This window comes from Marinomonas sp. ATLA20 (assembly GCF_057180105.1).
This window is the reverse complement of the sequence record NZ_JBXUKU010000001.1, coordinates 450,721-469,761: the sequence shown is the minus strand read 5'-3', so window position 1 is coordinate 469,761 and position 19,041 is coordinate 450,721. Positions and strand designations below refer to the sequence as shown.

Here is a 19,041-nt window from a genome sequence, read left to right as displayed (position 1 = left end):
CAGTATATGGTGATGAAATCTTTCCGTGGCAAAACACCACAACTAGGCGACCGTGTATGGGTCGATGACAATGCAGTGATCATTGGCGATGTCACCATTGGCGAAGACAGCTCGGTTTGGCCTTTGGTGGCGATCCGTGGCGACATGCATCGCATTCGTATTGGTGCTCGCACCAGCATTCAAGATAACTCCTGCTTGCACATTACTCATGCCAGCACTTACAAACCTGAAGGCCACCCTTTGGAAATTGGCGACGACGTGACCGTCGGTCATATGGCAATGTTACATGGTTGTACCATTGGCAGCAGAGTCTTAGTGGGCATGGGAACGACCATCCTTGATGGCGCGGTGATTGAAGACGAAGTTATCATAGGTGCTGGCTCTTTAGTGCCACCAGGTAAGCGTTTGGAAACAGGTTTTATGTACATGGGCTCTCCGGTAAAACAAATCCGCCCACTCAGCGCCAAAGAAATCGAATATTTTCAATATGCCGGACTTAATTATGTCAAATTGAAAGACGAGTACTTGGCTGAAGCTGAAGCTGAAAAAAGCCGATAGATAGAAAATTACGGTTGAATAGTAATAAAAGCCAGACCAAGATCGTCTAATGACTACACACACTCCGAGGCTTAAATGACTAATGCGAATGTTTCTGTTGAGATGGATTCTTCAGCGGCAGTAAACATCTTTCAGGATACTGTTTTTATTGAAGATTTACGTACACAGATGCTGAAGTTCGCAAGGCTTCAAGTACGAGACAATCAGATTGCCGAAGACGCAGTACAAGAAGCGATGATCTCTGCGTATCAAAATATTGATCGTTTTGCGCGACAAGCGGCGTTTAAGACTTGGGTGTTTTCCATTTTGAAGAACAAGATTATCGACTTATTGCGCAAAGAAAAACGCCACACGGCAGCCAGTCAGCTCGAAGATGGGCCGAACCTAAATGGCGACGCATTAATAGAGCACTTGTTCGAAGAAAATGGTCACTGGCAAAAAGATGAGCGGCCCAAAAAATGGGATCAACCAGAACATGGCGTTGAAAACACACACTTCTGGCGAATCTTCGATGCTTGTTTAGATGCGCTACCAGCCAAGTACGGCCGATTATTTATGATGCGCGAATTCCTCGAAATGGACACACCTGAAATCTGCCATAACGAAGAAGTAACCGTCAGCAGCCTAAACGTCACCTTGTATCGCGCTCGGCTGCGCTTACGAGAATGTCTAGAAGATCACTGGTTTCAGAAGGAGACATCGTAATGATGAAATGCAAACAAGCGACCCAGATGCTCTCGGAGAAACTGGACCGCCCTTTATCCGCCAAAGAAAAGATAAACTTGGCCATGCACACTGCAATTTGCACTCCTTGTCGCCAGTTTGGCAAACAAATGGAGACTATTCGCGGGTTATCAAAATCCTATACCAATGTAAAAAAGCCAGAGGAAAAATAATCTTCATCTGGCCTCAGAGAGACTCTTAGGCATTCAGGCTCGATAGTGTTTTCTTATAAAATGCAAAAGCATCCATTGCCCCTTTTACTGCCTGTGCTTCTTGCTCTTCCGTTAGCGACAACGCGTCTAGCTGAGCCACAAACTTACGCCAATGCGGCGCTCGTCCTTCAGGATGTGCTGCTAAATGCCTAGCGCCATGCTCCGCATCAAACTGCAGTTTCTGAGTTTCTTTATATAAAAATGCCGCACCAATATTGGAGCCCTCGCTGCAATAAAGCCAACCAATAGCTTGATACAGATCGGTCGGCGTTGCTAACAAGGACGCATCGACATCAGCCTTTAAACCCAAGTCATTCAGATCCGATTCGACCGCAGACAACCTAGGTAATTCAGCTAATCCAGGAAACAATGCCTGCAGCTCACTGCATTGATACAAAGGAGCAACTGATAAATGGAAAATATGCTGTAGGCGTAAAAAACTTCTGTAGTTTTCTTCGTTTGCAAAAGGTTCAGATTGCATTACCAGTGAATCGACACTATCGTGGTTAGTGCGAGTAGAATATTTCAAACGCTTTGCAAATGTCAGTATCTCTGGCTCTTTATCGATTGTTTTCATATGTAACCTCATTTGAATCTATTTTATGAGATCATAAAAACTTACATTTCAAATAGCCATCTTGTTTATATTAAGAAAAACTAACACTCTTCCTTTCTTACTTCTGTCGGCCTAGACCACATCCATAAAAAACCAACAAACATACCTGACAAAGAAAAAATAATAACGTATTCATTAACATCGCTATAAACCAGTAAACATGCACAAAAAAACATACTAAAGGATGATAATATTTTATTACTTTTCGAAATCACCTTACCGTGATTCCAATTATATAGAGCAGGCCCTGTGAATCGATTATTATATAAGAAACGGTGAATTCTAGGGGAGCCTTTCGATGATGACCACGCACACAATAGTATAAATTCAGTCGCAGGAATGCCTGGAACCATAACACCCACAAACGCCATTATTAAACTAAGCGCTGCAACTAATTTGTATACGAGTATTTTGCATTTCCCAATCATGGATTTAGTCTCAGATAACTCTTTTATTAAACCTATAAAAAATACTATCGAAAAAATACAACCATTAGTATGTTTTTTCACATCAACTCAACTTTAGTACATTAAGATTGCTTAATAAAAGAAGGGTAGCTCTTTGGCACCCAGTTGCTAGGATAGCCAACTAACGCACCTAAGTATCAACTCATGTAGTAGGACTTTGCTGTTAGCACAAAACAAACAGTATTGATAATCGTTATCAATACTGTTACGGTAATTAATCCTCATGTGCCTTTACTAATTTTTTACTAGAGATAAGAAGATATGCGTATCCTCGTTGTTGAAGATGATGCCTCTGTGAGCCACTGGATTAGCAGTAAACTGCATGTATCAGGTCATGTATGCAAGCTAGTAGACGATGGTGAAAAAGCATTAAAGCTCATAAAAACAGAAGTTTTTGACGTTATTTTGCTAGACCGAGCTCTACCAAAGTTAGACGGTATACAATTACTTAGGCTACTTGAAAGCATCCCACACCCACCGATATTAATCCTCTCAGCGAATGACCAAACATCAGACCGAATAGAAGGTCTAAGAGCTGGTGCCGATGATTACTTAGGTAAACCATTTGATTATACTGAGCTTCTTTTACGTCTAGAACGCCTATACTCTCGTACCAAAAATGTTGCTTCAAGCCATCTAATAAAAATCAAAGATATGATGATAGATCTTGAGCAACACGAAGTAACACGGTCAGGCAAAAAAATAGATCTTACTAACAAAGAATTCAAATTACTCTACGTTCTTGCTGAACATCCAGGGCAAACGGTGACGCGTAACATGCTATTAGAGAAAGCTTGGGGATATCATTTCGACCCCCAGACCAACATTTTAGATGTGCACCTTTCCAAGCTAAGACACAAACTGGACGATGGGTTTAAGAACCCAATTATTAAAACCATTCGTTCAGTTGGCTATGCTTTAGGGTAAACAGGACTGTGCTTACAAAATCTTTATTCCACAGCAGTAGCTTTAGGCAAGCTATTATTATCGCTTTTATTTGTTTATCTGTTTCTTCCGCCTCTATTTTCATATGTGATTATATTTTAGAAAATATCATGGTCAGCCATGTAAAAAATATGATATTAGAAAACATAGAATCTCAAAGCATAAAAGACAACTTTGAAGATAGTAGAAAGCTAGCTGAGAAATTAAAAAATGAAAACATCCAAGACAAAAGAAAAGACCACTTCAATTTTATTTTTGATAAAAATAGAAAGCTATTATTAGGAGGTGAAAACAATATACCAAAAGATCAAATTCTGAAGTTAACAGAAAATATCAATTATCCGCCAGCTACAATATCTTTTAAAAATAATAAAATAGAACTATTAGGGCTATTGATCCCTTTAAAAGATGGCGGTATTTATTTAAATACTTACAATGTAAAGCCTATGAACCAGCAGACCCAATCCATATCTTTTATGACTGGAGGAGGTCTTTTAGTGATACAACTCATGATTTTATTAATTAGCTTACGGTTTAGCCGCCATAATTTACGTCGCGTTAATAATATCATCAATACTTTAGAGAGGTATGCGAGTGGTGAGCACAATGTCAGAGTAGACATTGAAACTAATAAAGATGAATTTGACCAGCTAAGCCGAGAAATTAATATTGTACTTGTTCGTACTCAGAGATTAATGGTGGAAGTTCGGGATATTACCAGCCATGTCGCCCATGAACTAAGAACTCCTCTAACACGACTGCAGCATAAGCTGATCAATATATCAGAACGAGCAGAAGGAAAAGAACTTACAGAACTTGAGCAAGCAATCAAAGAAACCGAGCAAATACAGGTGCTTTTTCGGTCAATCATGCGCTTATCCGAGGTCGAGACCGGGCAAGTCCATCACCAAAAAGACACCATTAATGCCTATGAAATTTTGTATGATGTGTATGAATACTATCAGCCATTAGCAGAACAGTACGATATTGAGCTTCACATTGACGCAAATAAGAAGCACACCTTTACAGCTGATAAAGTATTAATATTCCAAGCCATTGCTAACTTATTAGACAACGCAATTAAATACGCACCACAGAGCAAAATAATTCGCCTTTGTATCTGTGAATCGCATAAAGACACCTATATCAAAATAACAGACCAAGGCTCAGGGATCCCAGAAGAGAACCATAAGTTTGTTACTCAGCGTTTCAAACGTCTTACCACTAAACAAGACGTCTTTGGCCATGGTTTAGGACTCACGCTCATTCAAGCGATCGTCTCGTTACATAATGGTGAATTAATACTAACGAATTTGCATCCAGGGCTCTGTGCGTGTATCAAACTCCCCCACCCACAATAACGAATTAACATCCCATCAACGCAAACGTTTAAACGGCAAAGTATAAGCCACTAGAAACAACAAGGCAGCACAGACAACGACACTTGGCCCAGTTGGTGTATCCCAGCGATAAGATGCCCACAAGCCGCCACACACAGACAGACAACCAATCAAGCTAGCGAACGACGCCATCTGTACCGGCGTCTTCGATAGCTTCCGTGCGGTTGCTGCGGGAATGATCATCAAAGAGGTAATCAGCAACACGCCGACGATTTTCATTGCCACGGCAATCACCAAAGCCACCAGCAACATCAGCAATAAACGAATCGCCTCTACCGGATAACCTTCTACTTTTGCCAATTCTTCGTTTACGGTAACGGCGAGCAATGGCTTCCAGAAGGTCACCAATAGCGCGATAACCGCCAAACCACCACCATAAATCCAATACACATCCGCTTGGTTAATCGCCAGCAAATCACCAAACAAATAGGCCATCAAATCGATTCGAATATTATCGAGAAAGCTTACTGCCACTAGGCCAAGCGACAATGCCGAATGCGCCAAGATCCCCAACAAGGTATCGGTAGCGATAATGTGTTTCTTCTGCAAAGTGACTAACACCAAGGCCAGACCGACACATAAAACAATAATCGCAAGATTCAAATTGATGTCTAATAAAAAGCCTAACGCCACACCCAACAAAGCAGAATGCGCCAAGGTATCACCAAAATACGCCATGCGTCGCCATACAACAAAAGCCCCTAGCGGCCCAGCGACAGACGCCACACCCAATCCGCCTAACAAGGCTCTGAGCAAAAGATCTAACATGGTTTTACGAACTCCAATATCTGCTAACTTAGGTGTGATTAATGATGGTTACACTGAGAATGATCGTGGCTATGAGCCTTGTCACCATCTGACAAAATACTGCCGTGTTCATCATGAACGTGATCATGCTGATGGGCATAAATCGCGATGGATTCGTCTGCCCCTGGCACACCAAACAAAGCTTGATAAGCTGGATGTCCAGTCACATGTTGCGGACTACCCGAGCAACAAACGTGCTGATTGATGCATACCACAGTATCGGTTTTTGCCATCACCAAATGCAAATCATGAGAAACCATCAGCACGCCGCAATTTAGCTCATTGCGAATGCCTTCAATCAGATTATAAAGTTCCACCTGACCATTTACATCTACGCCTTGCACTGGCTCATCAAGTACCAATAAATTCGGTCGATTCAACAAAGCACGCGCCAATAAAACACGCTGAGTTTCGCCGCCAGACAACACATGTACTTGGGATTGGAGCAAATGACCAATGCCCAATTTTTCTAATGTAGGAAGGATTTGCTGTTTATCAACACCACGCACCAAGGCCAAGAAATGCTTTACCGTTAATGGCAAGGTCGGATCGATATGCAGCTTTTGCGGCATATAACCGATACGCAAGGTTTTGTGTCTTACCACTTCGCCTGACGTGGCTTCTTGCAGACCGAGCAAGGTGCGAATAAGCGTGCTTTTTCCGCTCCCGTTTGGGCCAATCAGGGTAACAATCTCCCCTTCACTGATCGTCATATCAATGTTTTCGAGCAGCACTCGGCCATCAAACGCGATACCAATTTTGTCAAAAGCAACCAATCGTTTACTCACGCGCTTGCTCCTGCTGATATCACCTTACACTTGGCGCACAAACCTGTTAACTCAATGGTTTCAGCACGCAGCTCAAAACCTTGATGCGCAGCCTTTTCAACCAACGCCGCGTGAATATCTTGGTAATCAAATTCCATAACATTGTGACATTCGTCGCAAATCAAGAAATAGCCTTTATGGGCTTTGTCTGCATGGGCACAACCAAGATACGCATTCATCGATTCCACTTTGTGAATCAAGCCTGCGCCTAGGAGAAAATCCAATGCACGGTAAACCGTTGGCGGCGCAGAATTAAAACCTTCTTCGGCTAACTTGGCCAATAGCTGATACGCACCAAGCGGTCGATGACTTTCCCAAATCAATTCCAGCGCACGTCGACGTACTTTCGTCAGTCGCTGGCCTTGTTGGACGCACAATGCTTCCGCTGTGCTTAACGCGCTTTCGATACAGTGATTGTGATTATGATTATGATGGACGTGCTCATGTGAATTTTCATGTTTCATTAAAAAGCCCTTCCTACATTACTTAAGTAACTCCAAATCATTGAAGTACTGATGATAATCAAAGCGAAAGCGGCAATAAAACCAAAGGCACGCGACACTCGTTGTCGCCAAACGCGATGCTCACTGCTTAACGCAAAACCTGTGTCACGCACAAATACACTGACGCCCGCCAAAGATGCGACCGTAATTGCTGTGCCTAACGCCATGGCAAAAGTCGCCACCAAGCCCCAAACAAAAATGCCCGTGCTCAAAGAGAATAACAAAACCAAAATCGCGCCCGTACAAGGACGAATACCGACCGCAGCCACCATAGCCCAAATACTTCGACGAGCGGTTTTCGCCTCGTCTGCATGATGATGTGCACAGCAAGTGTGATCATGAGAATGACTGTGCGAGTGGCCATGACTTTCATGGGAATGGCCTTCATGGGAATGATTATGGTGCTCCTCTAGGTGATCTTGCGAGTGATCATGACCACAACCAGACTGACCACGTAATAAACGCACAAGAATCCACACACCAATAAAGCCAACCGCTGCAAAACTCGCTACTTCAAAGAAACGACTGATTTGCATGGCTTTTCCCGCCAAAGAAAACACTTGGCTAAGTACCACAATAACCAACACTGCCATCACAGCCTGAACGCCCGCACATAAAAACGCGAGGCTAATGCCACGACGTAACGGTGCTTTACTCGCTAGCATATACGCCGAAATCACCGCCTTGCCATGCCCAGGCCCTGCCGCGTGAAACACGCCGTAAAAAAAGCTGGTAGAGATTAATCCCCACAACAAAACTGGACTGCCGCCCTTACTAATAGAACGCACTAAAGACACTAATTCACGATGAAAGGTGGCCTGCTGGGAAATCACCCACTGGATAAAGTCTTGATACACCGCAAAATCCATCGCGGCATAAAGAGGCGAGCTGAGACATAAAAAAGATAACAATAAAAAAGCGACGTTCTTTGCCATAATTGGCTCTCACCGAAATTGGATAGAATTTTGTTATGATATAACAACTAAAACCCAAGGAGAAGCCAAAGCCTAGAAACGCCGCATTTTGTACAAAATTTAACTTATAACCGCTTAGCTAACCGCCGTCGTGACGGGTTCTATAAATCCCATCACACCGCTCATGAAGATCTGCGCAGCCATAGCCGCCAAAATCAAACCCGTAATTTTCGACAAGACATTCAAACCGGTTCGGCCCAACATTTTCTCGATCAAAGAGCCAGAATACAGAATGATCGCCAAGGTGCCCAATGCCAACAACAAACCACACAAGCCGATAAATAAATCCCAGCCTTGTAATTCAGCACCATAAACCAGAATCGTACCGATAGTCGCAGGCCCGATAATGGTCGGCACGGCTAATGGCACAACCGACACGTCATCACGCTCTTCGCTTGGCATACCCACCGCATGATTACGCGTACCATCACGAACCAAACTCAAGGCAGACATAAACAGCAGAATACCAGAGCCAATACGAAAGGAATCCAACGTGATTCCCAAGACAGCAAACAAACTACCGCCAAAAAACAACAGCACAATAGATATCGCCACCGAAGCAATAATGGCTTTATTCGCCACCTGTCGACGCGACGCAGAAGACTCCCCGCGAGTTAACGCAAGAAACATAGACAACACAAAAAACGGAGCGAAGAGAAAGAAGAACTTAATCGAAGTCGAGATCAATAAACTCATTAAAAAAATCACCAAAGAAACAGGCAGCAAAGCCGCATGCTTATTATCTAAAGCCCCATCATATATTGCTAGGACACACCCAATTTACAGCGCTTGTGGCACGGCAAATATCTACCTGAAAGCCGTCTCTATTTAAGAAGCGTTTCTAAGAGAACACAGATGAGAGAATTCTAGCAAAAAATCAGAATAAAAGAGGAATAAATAACCGTGAATGACAAAAAGAAAAGCCGACATAAAGTCGGCTTTTTCGAACACTCATTCATTTTTCGCACGCAAATTAATGCGCTTTATGACTCTGCTTTCTTTTGAAAGCGTCCAAGCACCCAAGTAAAGAATACAGGTACAAACAACACACCTAATAATGTCGCAGAGATCATGCCGCCGATAACACTCACACCCAAGGAATGCTGGCTAGCTGCACCGGCTCCCGTTGCGATAGTTAATGGTACTACGCCGAGAATAAAGGCCATAGACGTCATAATAATTGGACGGAAGCGCAATTTAGCCGCTTCAATTGCAGAGTCCTTCAAGGAATACCCTTGCTTATAAAGGTCTTTGGCAAACTCAACAATCAAAATCGCATTCTTCGCTGACAAACCAATAATCGTGATCAAGCCAACTTTGAAGTAAACGTCATTAGACATTCCCGTTAGGTACACCGCCGCAACCGCACCCAATGCACCAATTGGAATAATCAGAATAACCGAAAACGGAATAGACCAGCTTTCGTACAATGCAACTAACAACAAGAAAACCACTAATATCGAAATAGCCAACAACATAGGTGCTTGAGAGCCGGCCGATTTCTCTTGGTAAGACAGTCCCGTCCACTCAAACCCAATGCCTTTTGGCAAAGTGTCCACTATGCGCTCAATTTCAAGCATGGCATCCCCCGAACTATAACCAGGCATCGGGCTACCAGAAATTTTATACGCTGGATAACCATTGTAACGTGACACCTGAACCGGTCCTATTTCCCACAAGCTGCTTGCGAACGAACGCATAGGAACAAGGTTACCTTCGTCATTCATCACTTGCAGCTCTAACACCCGCTCTGGTGTCATACGATCAGCAATATCGGCTTGCACAACCACTCGTTGTAAACGACCAGCATTGGTAAAGTCATTGACTGAAGCTGAGCCATACGCAGTCGACACGGCGTTATTAATCGATTCAAAACCCACGCCTAAGGCTGTCGCTTTTTTACGGTCAATATCGATTCTAAGCTGAGGTGCGTCTTCTAAGCCTTCCATCATGGCATAAGCGATGATTGGAGACGCGTTTGCTTGACCTAGCACCACATTACGCGCATTCGTTAAAGCTTCTCGGCCTAAATTACTACGGTCTTGTAGTCGTAACGAAAAGCCGCCCGAATTACCCATACCTTCGATCGGCGGAGGAGGCACAGCCATAGAACGACCATCCGTAATGCTACCGGCAAACTGACCGTACGCCCCAATTTCATCAAACAAAAACTGATCACGTTCTGACCAATCTGTAAAAGTCGGAAATAGCAAACCCGCATTCGCACCCATTCCGGAGAAACTAAAGCCCATTACAGCAACCACATTCTCGACCGCATCACGCTGTCCTAAGAATTGCTCAACGTCTTTCATAGTGTCATCAGTTCGGGAAAAAGTAGCACCTGCAGGTAACTGCAAATCGACAATCATATAACCTTGGTCTTCCGTTGGCACGAACGATTCTGGTAAACGCACATAGGCATAACCGAGGCCGATAATCAGCACAAGATACACCAACATGAAACGACCGGAGCGATTAACCAGCTTGCCATTGAGTGTCGAATAACGACGCGTTAAGCCCGCGAATTTTCGGTTAAACCAGCCAAAAAACCCCCCTTTTTCATGATGCTCTTCTGTGTTGATCGGCTTCAATATAGTGGCACATAACGCTGGCGTAAATGTCAGCGCCAAGATACCAGACAACATGATAGAAACGGCAAGCGACATAGAAAACTGTTGATAAATAATACCAACGGAACCGCTCATAAATGCCAACGGGACAAACACCGCAGACAACACTAAGGTGATACCAACAATGGCGCCAGACACTTGTCCCATGGCCTTGATTGTTGCCGCCTTTGGAGGTAGCCCTTCTTCCGCCATGATTCGCTCGACGTTTTCCACCACTACAATGGCATCATCCACCAAGATACCAATCGCCAATACCATACCAAACATGGTCATCATATTGACCGAAAAGCCTATGAAAGACATCACGGCAAAGGTACCTAAAATACACACTGGCACTACGATAGTCGGAATCAAGGTATAGCGTAAATTCTGTAAGAACAGCAACATCACTAAGAAAACCAACAAAATGGCTTCAAGCAAGGTGTAAATTACTTTTTCAATCGCAGCACTAACAAATTTAGAGGTGTCATACGGGAAGCTAATTTGGATATCGTCTGGGAAAGTTTCTTCTAATTCCGCAGCACGGGCTTTCACCGCTTTCACCGTTTCTATGGCATTTGCACCAGGTGATAATTGCACCGCACCCATCACGGCTTTACGACCATTCAGACGCGTCTCAAAGTTATAATCTTGCTTACCTAATTCAACACGAGCCACGTCTTTAAGATACACGGCAGAGCCATCTGAGCTACTGCGCAATACGATATTACGAAACTCTTCAGGGTCTTCTAAAAAGCCTTTAACCACCAAACTGGCGGTTAGCTCTTGTTCATTATCCGCAGGGCGACCACCAAAGCTGCCCGCAGGAACTTGCACGTTTTGGTTTCTAATCGCGTTATTAACATCACCAATGGATAAGCCGTAACTCAACAATTTCTCAGGAGATACCCAAACTCGCATAGCAGCTTCGGTGCCGAAGTATTGCAGCTTACCAACGCCCTCCACACGACGAATATTGTTGTTAATATTACGTGCTGCGTAATCGGCCAGGGCAACGATGCTTTTAGACGAATCATCCCCCTTGAAGGTCAACGCATAAATCATCAAGAAACCAGAGCTCGCTTGGTCTACTTGTACGCCTTGTGCAATCACACTACTTGGTAAACGCGCTTCTGCTTTTTTAAGTCGGTTTTGTATATCAACTTGGGCCAAATCTGGGTCAGTACCTGGTTCAAAAGACGCCGTGATTTGAGCAATACCATTGGCGTTACTAGACGAATCAAAATAGAGCAAACCTTTCGCACCATTTAGCTCTTCTTCGATCACACTAGTAACCGAGTCCACCAATACCTGAGCTGATGCGCCAGGGTACGTTGCACTTACCGTAATCTGCGGTGGCGCGACCACTGGAAATTGCGATACCGGTAGCGTAGGCAAAGCAAGCAGCCCTGCTAACAAAATAAAAATTGCAATTACCCCAGCAAAATTGGGTCGTGCAATAAAGAAATTAGACATGCATTAAGCCTCTAAAAACGTCTTAATAATTGAGATAAAAGGAGCAACGGACTAAATGTTAGAGACCAATTTAACGGAAGGTATTACCTTTTCTCCTGCTTGATACATAGCAGCATTATCAATAATTACTTTATCTTCACTCTTTAAACCGTCAGTAATACGCCACAAATTTTCTGACATAGACCCCGTTGTAATAGAGCGAGACTCCACAGTATTTTGTTCATTCACAACGTAAACAAACGCACCACTATTGCCACGCATAACGGCACGCTGAGGAATTAAAATGGCTGTTGAAGAATAAGATTGAACGGCTTCAACTCGGACATACATACCAGGCAATAGCACTTTATCTGGATTTGGAAATAAGCCACGCAACACAACGTTGCCGGTTTTTTCATCCACTTGGCTATCAGAGAACAACAGCTTACCTTCAAAGCGCTTGTCATAACCGTCTAATCTAGCTATCAATTTCGTGCTATGCGTAGACTCACCTTTTACAGATTGCTTGTATTTCAAGGTATCGGTCACAGACTGAGTAAAATCGATATAAACAGAGTTGAGCTGCTGAATAGTAGCAAGCAGTGTCGCATCACCTTGCCCTACCAACATGCCTTCGCTGACATTCGCTCGCCCAATACGACCCGAAATAGGCGCACGCACCGTTGCATATTCAAGGCTGAGTTCGGCATTCGCCACATCGGCTTTCGCTGAAGCAACCGAGGCGCTAGCACTCAAATAAGCCGCTTGAGCCGCATCAAATGTTTGCTTACTAACAGCCTGAGATTTTAATAACGGAGCATAACGATCCACCAGCATCTTGGCATCGAACAGCGTTGCTTCCGCCATGGCCAATTTACCCTTCGCGCTATCAAGCGCTATTTTTAAAGACGCAGGATCAATTTCGAACAAAACATCTCCCGCCTTAACATCAGATCCCTCTACAAAGGTTCTATGTAAAACGATACCAGGAACACGAGCTCGTACTTCTGCCTCACGAATAGGTTCGATTCTTCCTGGTAAAATGGCATTTTCTTCAAATTCAATAGGTTGCACGGTCATCACGTTCGCCGCTTTTGCACTAGGTGGAGGGCTCGCTTGATCTTCTGGCTCACTAGAAGAACAGCCAGACACAACAAATAACGCCGCCAGCATTAGCAGCGTCCGTCCATTTTTTAGAATTCGTATCATTGTTTTGTACCTTAAAATTTTATCTGACTGGGAAAGATAGGTAAGATACTAAATAACTTCAAATGAATCAACTTAGATTCATTTGATTCTTTATAGCTTTTTATTTCATCTCGTCGACATTCCAAGTAAAATGCCAATATCGAAGAGTTGCACTTACGTCGAAATAAAAGTCAACTGTCAAAAATTTTGGAAAAAGATCATGGCTGAAGAAGAAACGAACAACACATTGCTGAATTCACTTGCACTTGCTTTGGTGGAATATCCTCGAGCATCATTGCAAGAGCTATCCTGTGCTGTCGGCGTGAGCAAGGCTACCTTGTATCGTTTCTGCCGAACGCGAGAAAACCTAATTGAAAGACTGTTACAACGTAGTATTGAGGCTTATCAAGAAGCTATTCGAGACGCCGATCTAGATACAGCGGAACCAAGAGAAGGGATTCGCAAGCTGCTAGAAAACTACTACGCCAATAAAGAGCTAACCATTTTCATCATACAATATTGGCAGCCTGCGTTAGCCGAAAGTGGCGCTTGTGTCGAAACACAAGGCATTCTAGACAAGTTCTTTTTACGAGGTCAGCAAGAAGGTGTTTTTCGAATTGATATAAGCTCAGTCGCCATGACAGAATGCTGCCAAGGCTTGTTCTCTGCGCTTATTGATGCGGAATTAAGAGGTCGAGTACCCAGAATAAAAGTCATCGACATCATAGAATCCATGTTACTAGAAGGCGTTTGCACTCAGTCATACAAGGCCCCCTAACACTCAGCGTTGACTCAATGCGAGCTTTGCACCAAAGCCCAACAACAATATGCCAGTTAGGCCATCTAAGACGAACGCCACTTTTGGTCGCGCCAGCCAAACTCGCGCTTTATGAACCATAAGCGCAAGAAACGTTTGCCACACCATCGCTATGATAAAGTGAAGCGAGGCCATGAAAAGTGATTGAGCCAATGCCGAATGACTCGGATCTATAAACTGCGGCAAAAATGCCATATAAAAAATAATCGGCTTTGGATTCAATACGTTAGATAAAATACCCTGACGAAAGCTAGCCCAAGCCGTCAATGCTTTCGGATTTTTTGCGTCTTTAAAAGTCATCCCAACCGGCTTCATCGCACTACGAATGGCTTGCACACCTAAATACACAAGATACGCCGCACCGGCTAATTTAAACGCCGTAAACAACCCGGCAGAACCGAGCAAAATCACCGACAGACCTAATGCGGACACGGTGGCATGAGCGAATAACCCCATGCAAATACCTAAGCTGGTCAAAAAGCCCAAACGCCAGCCACCAGACGCCGCGTTGCGCATCACCAAAATCGTGTCTACGCCCGGACTCATCGTCAGCACAGTAATTGCGGCTAAGAAAGGCAACCATTGGAAATGTTCTAACATGTGCTTCTACCTTAAAAAGACGCCAATCAGCGACATAAAACTAAGACCGACAGGTCAAATCCACCCAAACTGCTACCGATGTTTCTGTCGCTTCACGTTCAGCAGGCGTACAAGTCTCAGCTAGCGCGCCAGATAAACGCACCAAGCCCTCTTCTAAAGGCTCCATGGCAAAATACAATTCATCGTCACCAAAGGCTAAACTCAAAGTCGATGTTTCAAGATTCACTTTATTAGGCAAATCAATGCCCAAGCGAATCCACAACATTTGATCTCGAATACGCACATCGATAATACGCACACCTTTTGGCACTAAATCCACGCCATCTTGCTTTATTTTGAGAAAGTAACCGTACTTATCAAAACTTTTCAGCACCTCGATCATGTCGAGTTTTTCTTGACCTCTGAGCTCTCCATCACCATCCACATCGTATTCGGCGATCAAACTTGTAGAGGTAAAAAGATCCAAACTCCAAGTCGCTTCAAGCGTATCAATACTCGCTTGATCTACCTTGACTCGGTACTGAGAGTCTACCCAAACATGAGGATGCGCCATGGCTGACCCAGCAAAAAAAGCGGCAACACACAAACACAATAAAAAACGCATCAACTGTTACCTTTTAAAAAAACACCTTTTATAAAAACAGCACTTTAAAAAAATCATGCTTTATTGGAACTCTACTAAGCTTGGAGTAAAACGCACTCGCGCCTCTAAAATACGTTGAAACTCCAGCGGATCATGCTGTTGTGCCAAACGCTCTGGATCATGCTTCGCGCCATGCCATGCCTCCAAACGAGACAGCCAAAAACGCAGTGCGGCGATTCTCAACATATATGGCCAAGCAAGCACTTCTTCAGGAGTGGCTTCACGCTCATGCAAATAGGCTTTTATTAACGCCTTATATTTGGCACTGTCCAATTCACCTGTGGTCATATCCGAGCACCAATCATTTACCACAATGGCCAAATCGTACATTACCCAAGAATGGCAAGCATTGTAGAAATCGATAATGGCAGACAGCTTGTTGCCTTCAAACAAAGTGTTGTTGTAAAACAAATCGCCGTGGATGGTGGTTTTCGGTAAATCTGGATGTTCGGCAATAAATGCATCAAATTCAGCAATTTGTGATAACAATAATTGCGCTTGTTCTGGCTCCAACTCGTCAGCAATCGCTTGACTGGTTTTGTGCCACCATGCCACACCTCGGTGGCTATCGCGATGTACAGGAAAATCTTCCCCCGCAATATGCAGCTTCGCTAAGGCTTCGCCCATTAGTCGACAAGAGGTTTCGTCCGTGCCTTTCAATTCTCCACCGGGGAAGCAATCAACAATAATCGTCGGGCGACCATTTACTTCACGTAAGCGCTCACCATGAATATCTATCAAAGCCGCAGGAACATTAAAGCCTTTGTGCTTCAGGTGGGCAACAACATCTAAAAAGTATGGAACTTCGTCTAAATCAAACTCTTCAAACAAGGTCACTACGTACTTGCCTGTGGTGGTAGTCAGAAAGTAGTTTGTGTTCTCTACCCCTCCGGAAATACCTTGGAACGAAACCAGTTCACCTAAATAATAATCGGCCACTAAGGCGCGCATGTCAGAGTCCGAAAGGGAAGTGTAAACAGCCAAGTTTTTACCTATTGTTGTCTAAAAGGGGTGAAATGAAAAAATTAGTGCCTATGCTCTACAATTCGCCTCTAAAGGTCAATTCGTAATCACAAAAATCTCGTCTAAGTTATTACCTCTACCCAACTCTTATAATGCGTAACACGCATACAACATTCCTTATACAAATTACCTACATACCCATACCAGTAACTGCACTAGACTGACGGTTCGATATATAGGTTTAGCTAGGCTAACACCGCAGGGATACGTTTATGCAACAATCGCTATTTTCCATTAGAGCAACCTACATCGCGTTGACTCTCTACTGTTTCTTTGGCATTTTCATTGGCGTATCTAATTACATTTTTCCAACGAATCATTTCATCGACTATTTCGTACCAACAAGCTGCGGTTTATTTATTGGTGGCCTGTTACTTTACTTTCGAAAAGACCCTAAAGGCAGACACTTAAACACCATTAAAACCTTATTCTTTTTGAATGCTTACGCCTTTTTACCCCCTGCTTGGTATTTCACCATTAGCGCCCACTTAAATGGCTGGGTGTTAGTAGATGAATTCCCTCCTATTAGCGGTGTTATGTTGATCGCGACGGCCGTTTTAGTGGTCATGGTTCCTAAGTCATGGTTACGCTATACGTTAATTGTGTGGACCGCTATTTGCGCCCCAATACTTGTCTATCTAATCACCCACCCAACCGAGTTGGACACAGCCCGCGGTAAAGAAATGATGGTTTTCTTTGGGCCGGGAGGGGGCTTGTTTCTTATTGTTTTATCTTATCAACGGGACCTTATCTTGCGCTTCGAGCAAATAGAAGAAAACTTACAGCGCTCTCGTCGACAAGCCGACTATGACGAACTAACCAACATTTGTAATCGCCGTGGGTTGATCTACTGGCTTGCAAACAATAAAGGCAAAAAAACCAATATCTGCGGGCTCATTATCGACATTGATTACTTTAAAAACATCAATGATACCTACGGTCACGAAGCGGGAGATGCCGTACTCAAACAAGCCGCGGCGCTTTTGGCAGATTGCCTGCCAGACCAAAGCTGCCTTGCACGCTGGGGTGGGGATGAATTTGTCATTTTGCTGAGAGAGCAATCAAGTTACCAAGCAGAGCACATTGCCAACCGATGCTGGCAATTAATTCGCGAAAGCCAGTTTCCACTTATTGGCCACATAACCTGTAGTATTGGTGTTGCCTCCAATATCGAGTCCAATGACATTGACTCCATCATTAGCCAAGCAGATGGCTGTTTGTATGATGCAAAGCGACAGGGCCGAGACCAAGTTGTGAGCGATTCATTGGGCGAATAGTTCATTCAGTGTTTAAGCAAATAACTGTAACACTATAAATTTCGTCATAATGCCTTAACTAGATAGCACAACCCCCCTGTTTTTCTGCGCACACTTTATATTCTATGCGAAGCCACTGGTTACAACTCAGATAACTTAGTCGACATATATTCACCAAGTAGCAACATATTAAAAAACGAAAGTCGTCTATTATTTAATCTTATGGTGATCCAGAGTAACTTAACCAAACTATGACGAACAAACGCTTCCAAGAAGACATCAAAATAGCAACCATTTATAGAGTGCTGATGGCTTTCTGTGTCAGCAATTTATGCTTTACGTTATTCTTTGGCCTATTTCCGCGCGGACACCTCTTTGATGTTTTGATCCCAAGCCTAAATGCAGCTATCTTGATTATCTTGCTAGGGTATTTTCATCAAAAACCCTATCAAAGAGCCAAGATCACCATCACTCTCTGCGCGATAATAGGCATCATCTCATTAGCTCCTGTGACTTTTTACTTCATCATCACGTCTTGGCTGGGCTACTGGCGCTTTGTCGATGAGTATCCACCGATAACCGGCATTATGATGGCTTCAACCGCTGTCGCCATGATCATGCTGCCACAAGATTACAAAAAATACGTTGCGCTAATTTGGGGGATGCTAACGGCACCTGTCCTACTCTACTTTTGCTTCCACCTAGACGAAATGCATTCCCCGCGAGGGTATGAGCTAATGGCTTTGTTAATTCCAACCAGTTTATTGCTTTACGCCATCCTTCCCTATCAAAGAAAAGTCATCCGTCATCTGGACTTTGTTGCATCTAAGCTAAAACAATCCGAGGAAGTAGCAGGTAGAGACTTTCTTACCGATATCTATAACCGACGCGGACTAGAACGATGGTTAGCCGATGTTCAACCAAACACGTCAATTTGCGTCCTATTAATCGATATCGATCATTTCAAGAAGATTAATGACAACTTAGGACACTCCACTGGAGATAGAGTGCTAGTGGAGTTTGCTTCACGTTTACGTATTGTCTATCAGGGTGAACACTGTCTTGCGCGCTGGGGCGGAGAAGAATTTATTGTCATATTAGTTAACCCCAAAACTATCATGACCCCCGTGATAGGCGAAATGTTCAAAAACACCCTGAGTCTATTGCCATATAGAACGGTCGGAAAAGTCACTGCTAGCCTTGGCGTATCAACCACCACCCAAAAAGAACACCTCGAACAAATGCTCGATGAAGCAGATCAAGCGCTTTATTACGCCAAAGCCAATAATCGAGACCAAGTCGCTACCTACAATGACGTCTTAAGCACAATCAAAACAGAGAAAACCGCTATTTAGACTGTAAAAACACGCTCAAACACATAGAATAGACCTCATATTTGCCGATTCACAAAGAGGTTC

At 43.6% G+C, this 19,041-nt stretch carries 20 protein-coding genes; 8 read left to right on the top strand and 12 right to left on the bottom strand.

Annotated elements, in window-relative coordinates:
• The first annotated feature begins 6 nt into the window (after positions 1-6).
• From AC2A4J_RS02040 to AC2A4J_RS02030, 3 genes are all read left to right on the top strand, one after another.
• Entirely contained in the window at positions 7-558 is a 552-nt protein-coding gene (locus tag AC2A4J_RS02040) for a gamma carbonic anhydrase family protein (RefSeq protein ID WP_484174708.1), read from the top strand.
• Between the two features lie 75 nt (positions 559-633).
• Positions 634-1,263: an RNA polymerase factor sigma-70 gene (locus AC2A4J_RS02035; protein WP_484174707.1), complete on the top strand. Its 630-nt coding sequence runs from the start codon at positions 634-636 to the stop codon at positions 1,261-1,263.
• A complete protein-coding gene (locus AC2A4J_RS02030; RefSeq protein ID WP_484174706.1) occupies positions 1,263-1,454 on the top strand; it encodes a zf-HC2 domain-containing protein in 192 nt (63 codons plus the stop codon). The genes AC2A4J_RS02035 and AC2A4J_RS02030 overlap by 1 nt, the downstream gene beginning before the upstream one ends.
• A gap of 25 nt (positions 1,455-1,479) precedes the next feature.
• On the opposite strand, the gene AC2A4J_RS02025 is transcribed toward AC2A4J_RS02030, so the two are convergent.
• Both AC2A4J_RS02025 and AC2A4J_RS02020 read right to left on the bottom strand, forming a co-directional pair.
• Entirely contained in the window at positions 1,480-2,070 is a 591-nt protein-coding gene (locus tag AC2A4J_RS02025; protein WP_484174705.1) for a biliverdin-producing heme oxygenase, read from the bottom strand.
• 80 nt (positions 2,071-2,150) lie between these two features.
• Positions 2,151-2,618 carry a YbaN family protein gene (locus tag AC2A4J_RS02020; protein WP_484174704.1) on the bottom strand — a complete coding sequence of 156 codons (468 nt, stop codon included), beginning with the start codon at positions 2,616-2,618 and terminating at the stop codon, positions 2,151-2,153.
• 219 nt (positions 2,619-2,837) lie between these two features.
• Here AC2A4J_RS02020 and AC2A4J_RS02015 point away from each other — a divergent pair, with 219 nt between their 5' ends.
• The gene (locus AC2A4J_RS02015; RefSeq protein ID WP_484174703.1) at positions 2,838-3,503 is read left to right on the top strand and encodes a response regulator transcription factor; all 666 of its coding nucleotides are present in this window, start codon (positions 2,838-2,840) and stop codon (positions 3,501-3,503) included.
• Between the two features lie 8 nt (positions 3,504-3,511).
• Complete coding sequence (locus AC2A4J_RS02010) at positions 3,512-4,882, top strand: sensor histidine kinase (protein WP_484174702.1); 1,371 nt, start codon at positions 3,512-3,514, stop codon at positions 4,880-4,882.
• 15 nt (positions 4,883-4,897) lie between these two features.
• On the opposite strand, the gene znuB is transcribed toward AC2A4J_RS02010, so the two are convergent.
• The 7 genes from znuB to AC2A4J_RS01975 all read right to left on the bottom strand — a co-directional run bounded on the left by znuB (position 4,898) and on the right by AC2A4J_RS01975 (position 13,305).
• The gene (gene znuB / locus AC2A4J_RS02005; RefSeq protein WP_484174701.1) at positions 4,898-5,689 is read right to left on the bottom strand and encodes a zinc ABC transporter permease subunit ZnuB; all 792 of its coding nucleotides are present in this window, start codon (positions 5,687-5,689) and stop codon (positions 4,898-4,900) included.
• 38 nt (positions 5,690-5,727) lie between these two features.
• Entirely contained in the window at positions 5,728-6,516 is a 789-nt protein-coding gene (gene znuC / locus AC2A4J_RS02000) for a zinc ABC transporter ATP-binding protein ZnuC (RefSeq protein WP_484174700.1), read from the bottom strand.
• On the bottom strand, positions 6,513-7,019 hold the full coding sequence (locus tag AC2A4J_RS01995) for a Fur family transcriptional regulator (protein ID WP_484174699.1): 507 nt from the start codon (positions 7,017-7,019) through the stop codon (positions 6,513-6,515). Before AC2A4J_RS01995 ends, znuC begins: the two co-directional genes overlap by 4 nt.
• The gene (locus AC2A4J_RS01990) at positions 7,019-7,993 is read right to left on the bottom strand and encodes a nickel/cobalt transporter (RefSeq protein ID WP_484174698.1); all 975 of its coding nucleotides are present in this window, start codon (positions 7,991-7,993) and stop codon (positions 7,019-7,021) included. The genes AC2A4J_RS01995 and AC2A4J_RS01990 overlap by 1 nt, the downstream gene beginning before the upstream one ends.
• Before the next feature lie 114 nt (positions 7,994-8,107).
• On the bottom strand, positions 8,108-8,728 hold the full coding sequence (locus AC2A4J_RS01985) for a MarC family protein (RefSeq protein WP_110574558.1): 621 nt from the start codon (positions 8,726-8,728) through the stop codon (positions 8,108-8,110).
• A gap of 287 nt (positions 8,729-9,015) precedes the next feature.
• On the bottom strand, positions 9,016-12,117 hold the full coding sequence (locus AC2A4J_RS01980) for a multidrug efflux RND transporter permease subunit (protein ID WP_484174697.1): 3,102 nt from the start codon (positions 12,115-12,117) through the stop codon (positions 9,016-9,018).
• 51 nt (positions 12,118-12,168) lie between these two features.
• Positions 12,169-13,305, bottom strand: coding sequence for an efflux RND transporter periplasmic adaptor subunit (locus AC2A4J_RS01975; protein ID WP_255827516.1), 1,137 nt, complete (start codon positions 13,303-13,305; stop codon positions 12,169-12,171).
• Between the two features lie 199 nt (positions 13,306-13,504).
• On the opposite strand from AC2A4J_RS01975, the gene AC2A4J_RS01970 reads away from it, so the two are divergent.
• Positions 13,505-14,062 (top strand): TetR/AcrR family transcriptional regulator, encoded by a 558-nt coding sequence (locus AC2A4J_RS01970; RefSeq protein ID WP_484174696.1) that lies wholly within the window; start codon positions 13,505-13,507, stop codon positions 14,060-14,062.
• Between the two features lie 3 nt (positions 14,063-14,065).
• Here AC2A4J_RS01970 and AC2A4J_RS01965 read toward each other — a convergent pair whose 3' ends face one another.
• Genes AC2A4J_RS01965 through AC2A4J_RS01955 form a run of 3 tightly spaced genes read right to left on the bottom strand, consistent with a single transcriptional unit; the run spans position 14,066 to position 16,328 of the window.
• Positions 14,066-14,701 (bottom strand): LysE family translocator, encoded by a 636-nt coding sequence (locus AC2A4J_RS01965; protein WP_255827514.1) that lies wholly within the window; start codon positions 14,699-14,701, stop codon positions 14,066-14,068.
• A gap of 40 nt (positions 14,702-14,741) precedes the next feature.
• Complete coding sequence (locus AC2A4J_RS01960; protein WP_484174695.1) at positions 14,742-15,305, bottom strand: DUF1007 family protein; 564 nt, start codon at positions 15,303-15,305, stop codon at positions 14,742-14,744.
• Between the two features lie 60 nt (positions 15,306-15,365).
• The gene (locus AC2A4J_RS01955) at positions 15,366-16,328 is read right to left on the bottom strand and encodes a homoserine kinase (protein ID WP_484174694.1); all 963 of its coding nucleotides are present in this window, start codon (positions 16,326-16,328) and stop codon (positions 15,366-15,368) included.
• A 251-nt stretch (positions 16,329-16,579) separates the two neighbouring features.
• On the opposite strand from AC2A4J_RS01955, the gene AC2A4J_RS01950 reads away from it, so the two are divergent.
• Together AC2A4J_RS01950 and AC2A4J_RS01945 are read left to right on the top strand one after the other, a co-directional pair.
• Complete coding sequence (locus AC2A4J_RS01950; RefSeq protein WP_484174693.1) at positions 16,580-17,644, top strand: GGDEF domain-containing protein; 1,065 nt, start codon at positions 16,580-16,582, stop codon at positions 17,642-17,644.
• A 230-nt stretch (positions 17,645-17,874) separates the two neighbouring features.
• A complete protein-coding gene (locus AC2A4J_RS01945) occupies positions 17,875-18,978 on the top strand; it encodes a GGDEF domain-containing protein (RefSeq protein ID WP_484174692.1) in 1,104 nt (367 codons plus the stop codon).
• The last annotated feature ends 63 nt before the right edge of the window (positions 18,979-19,041 follow it).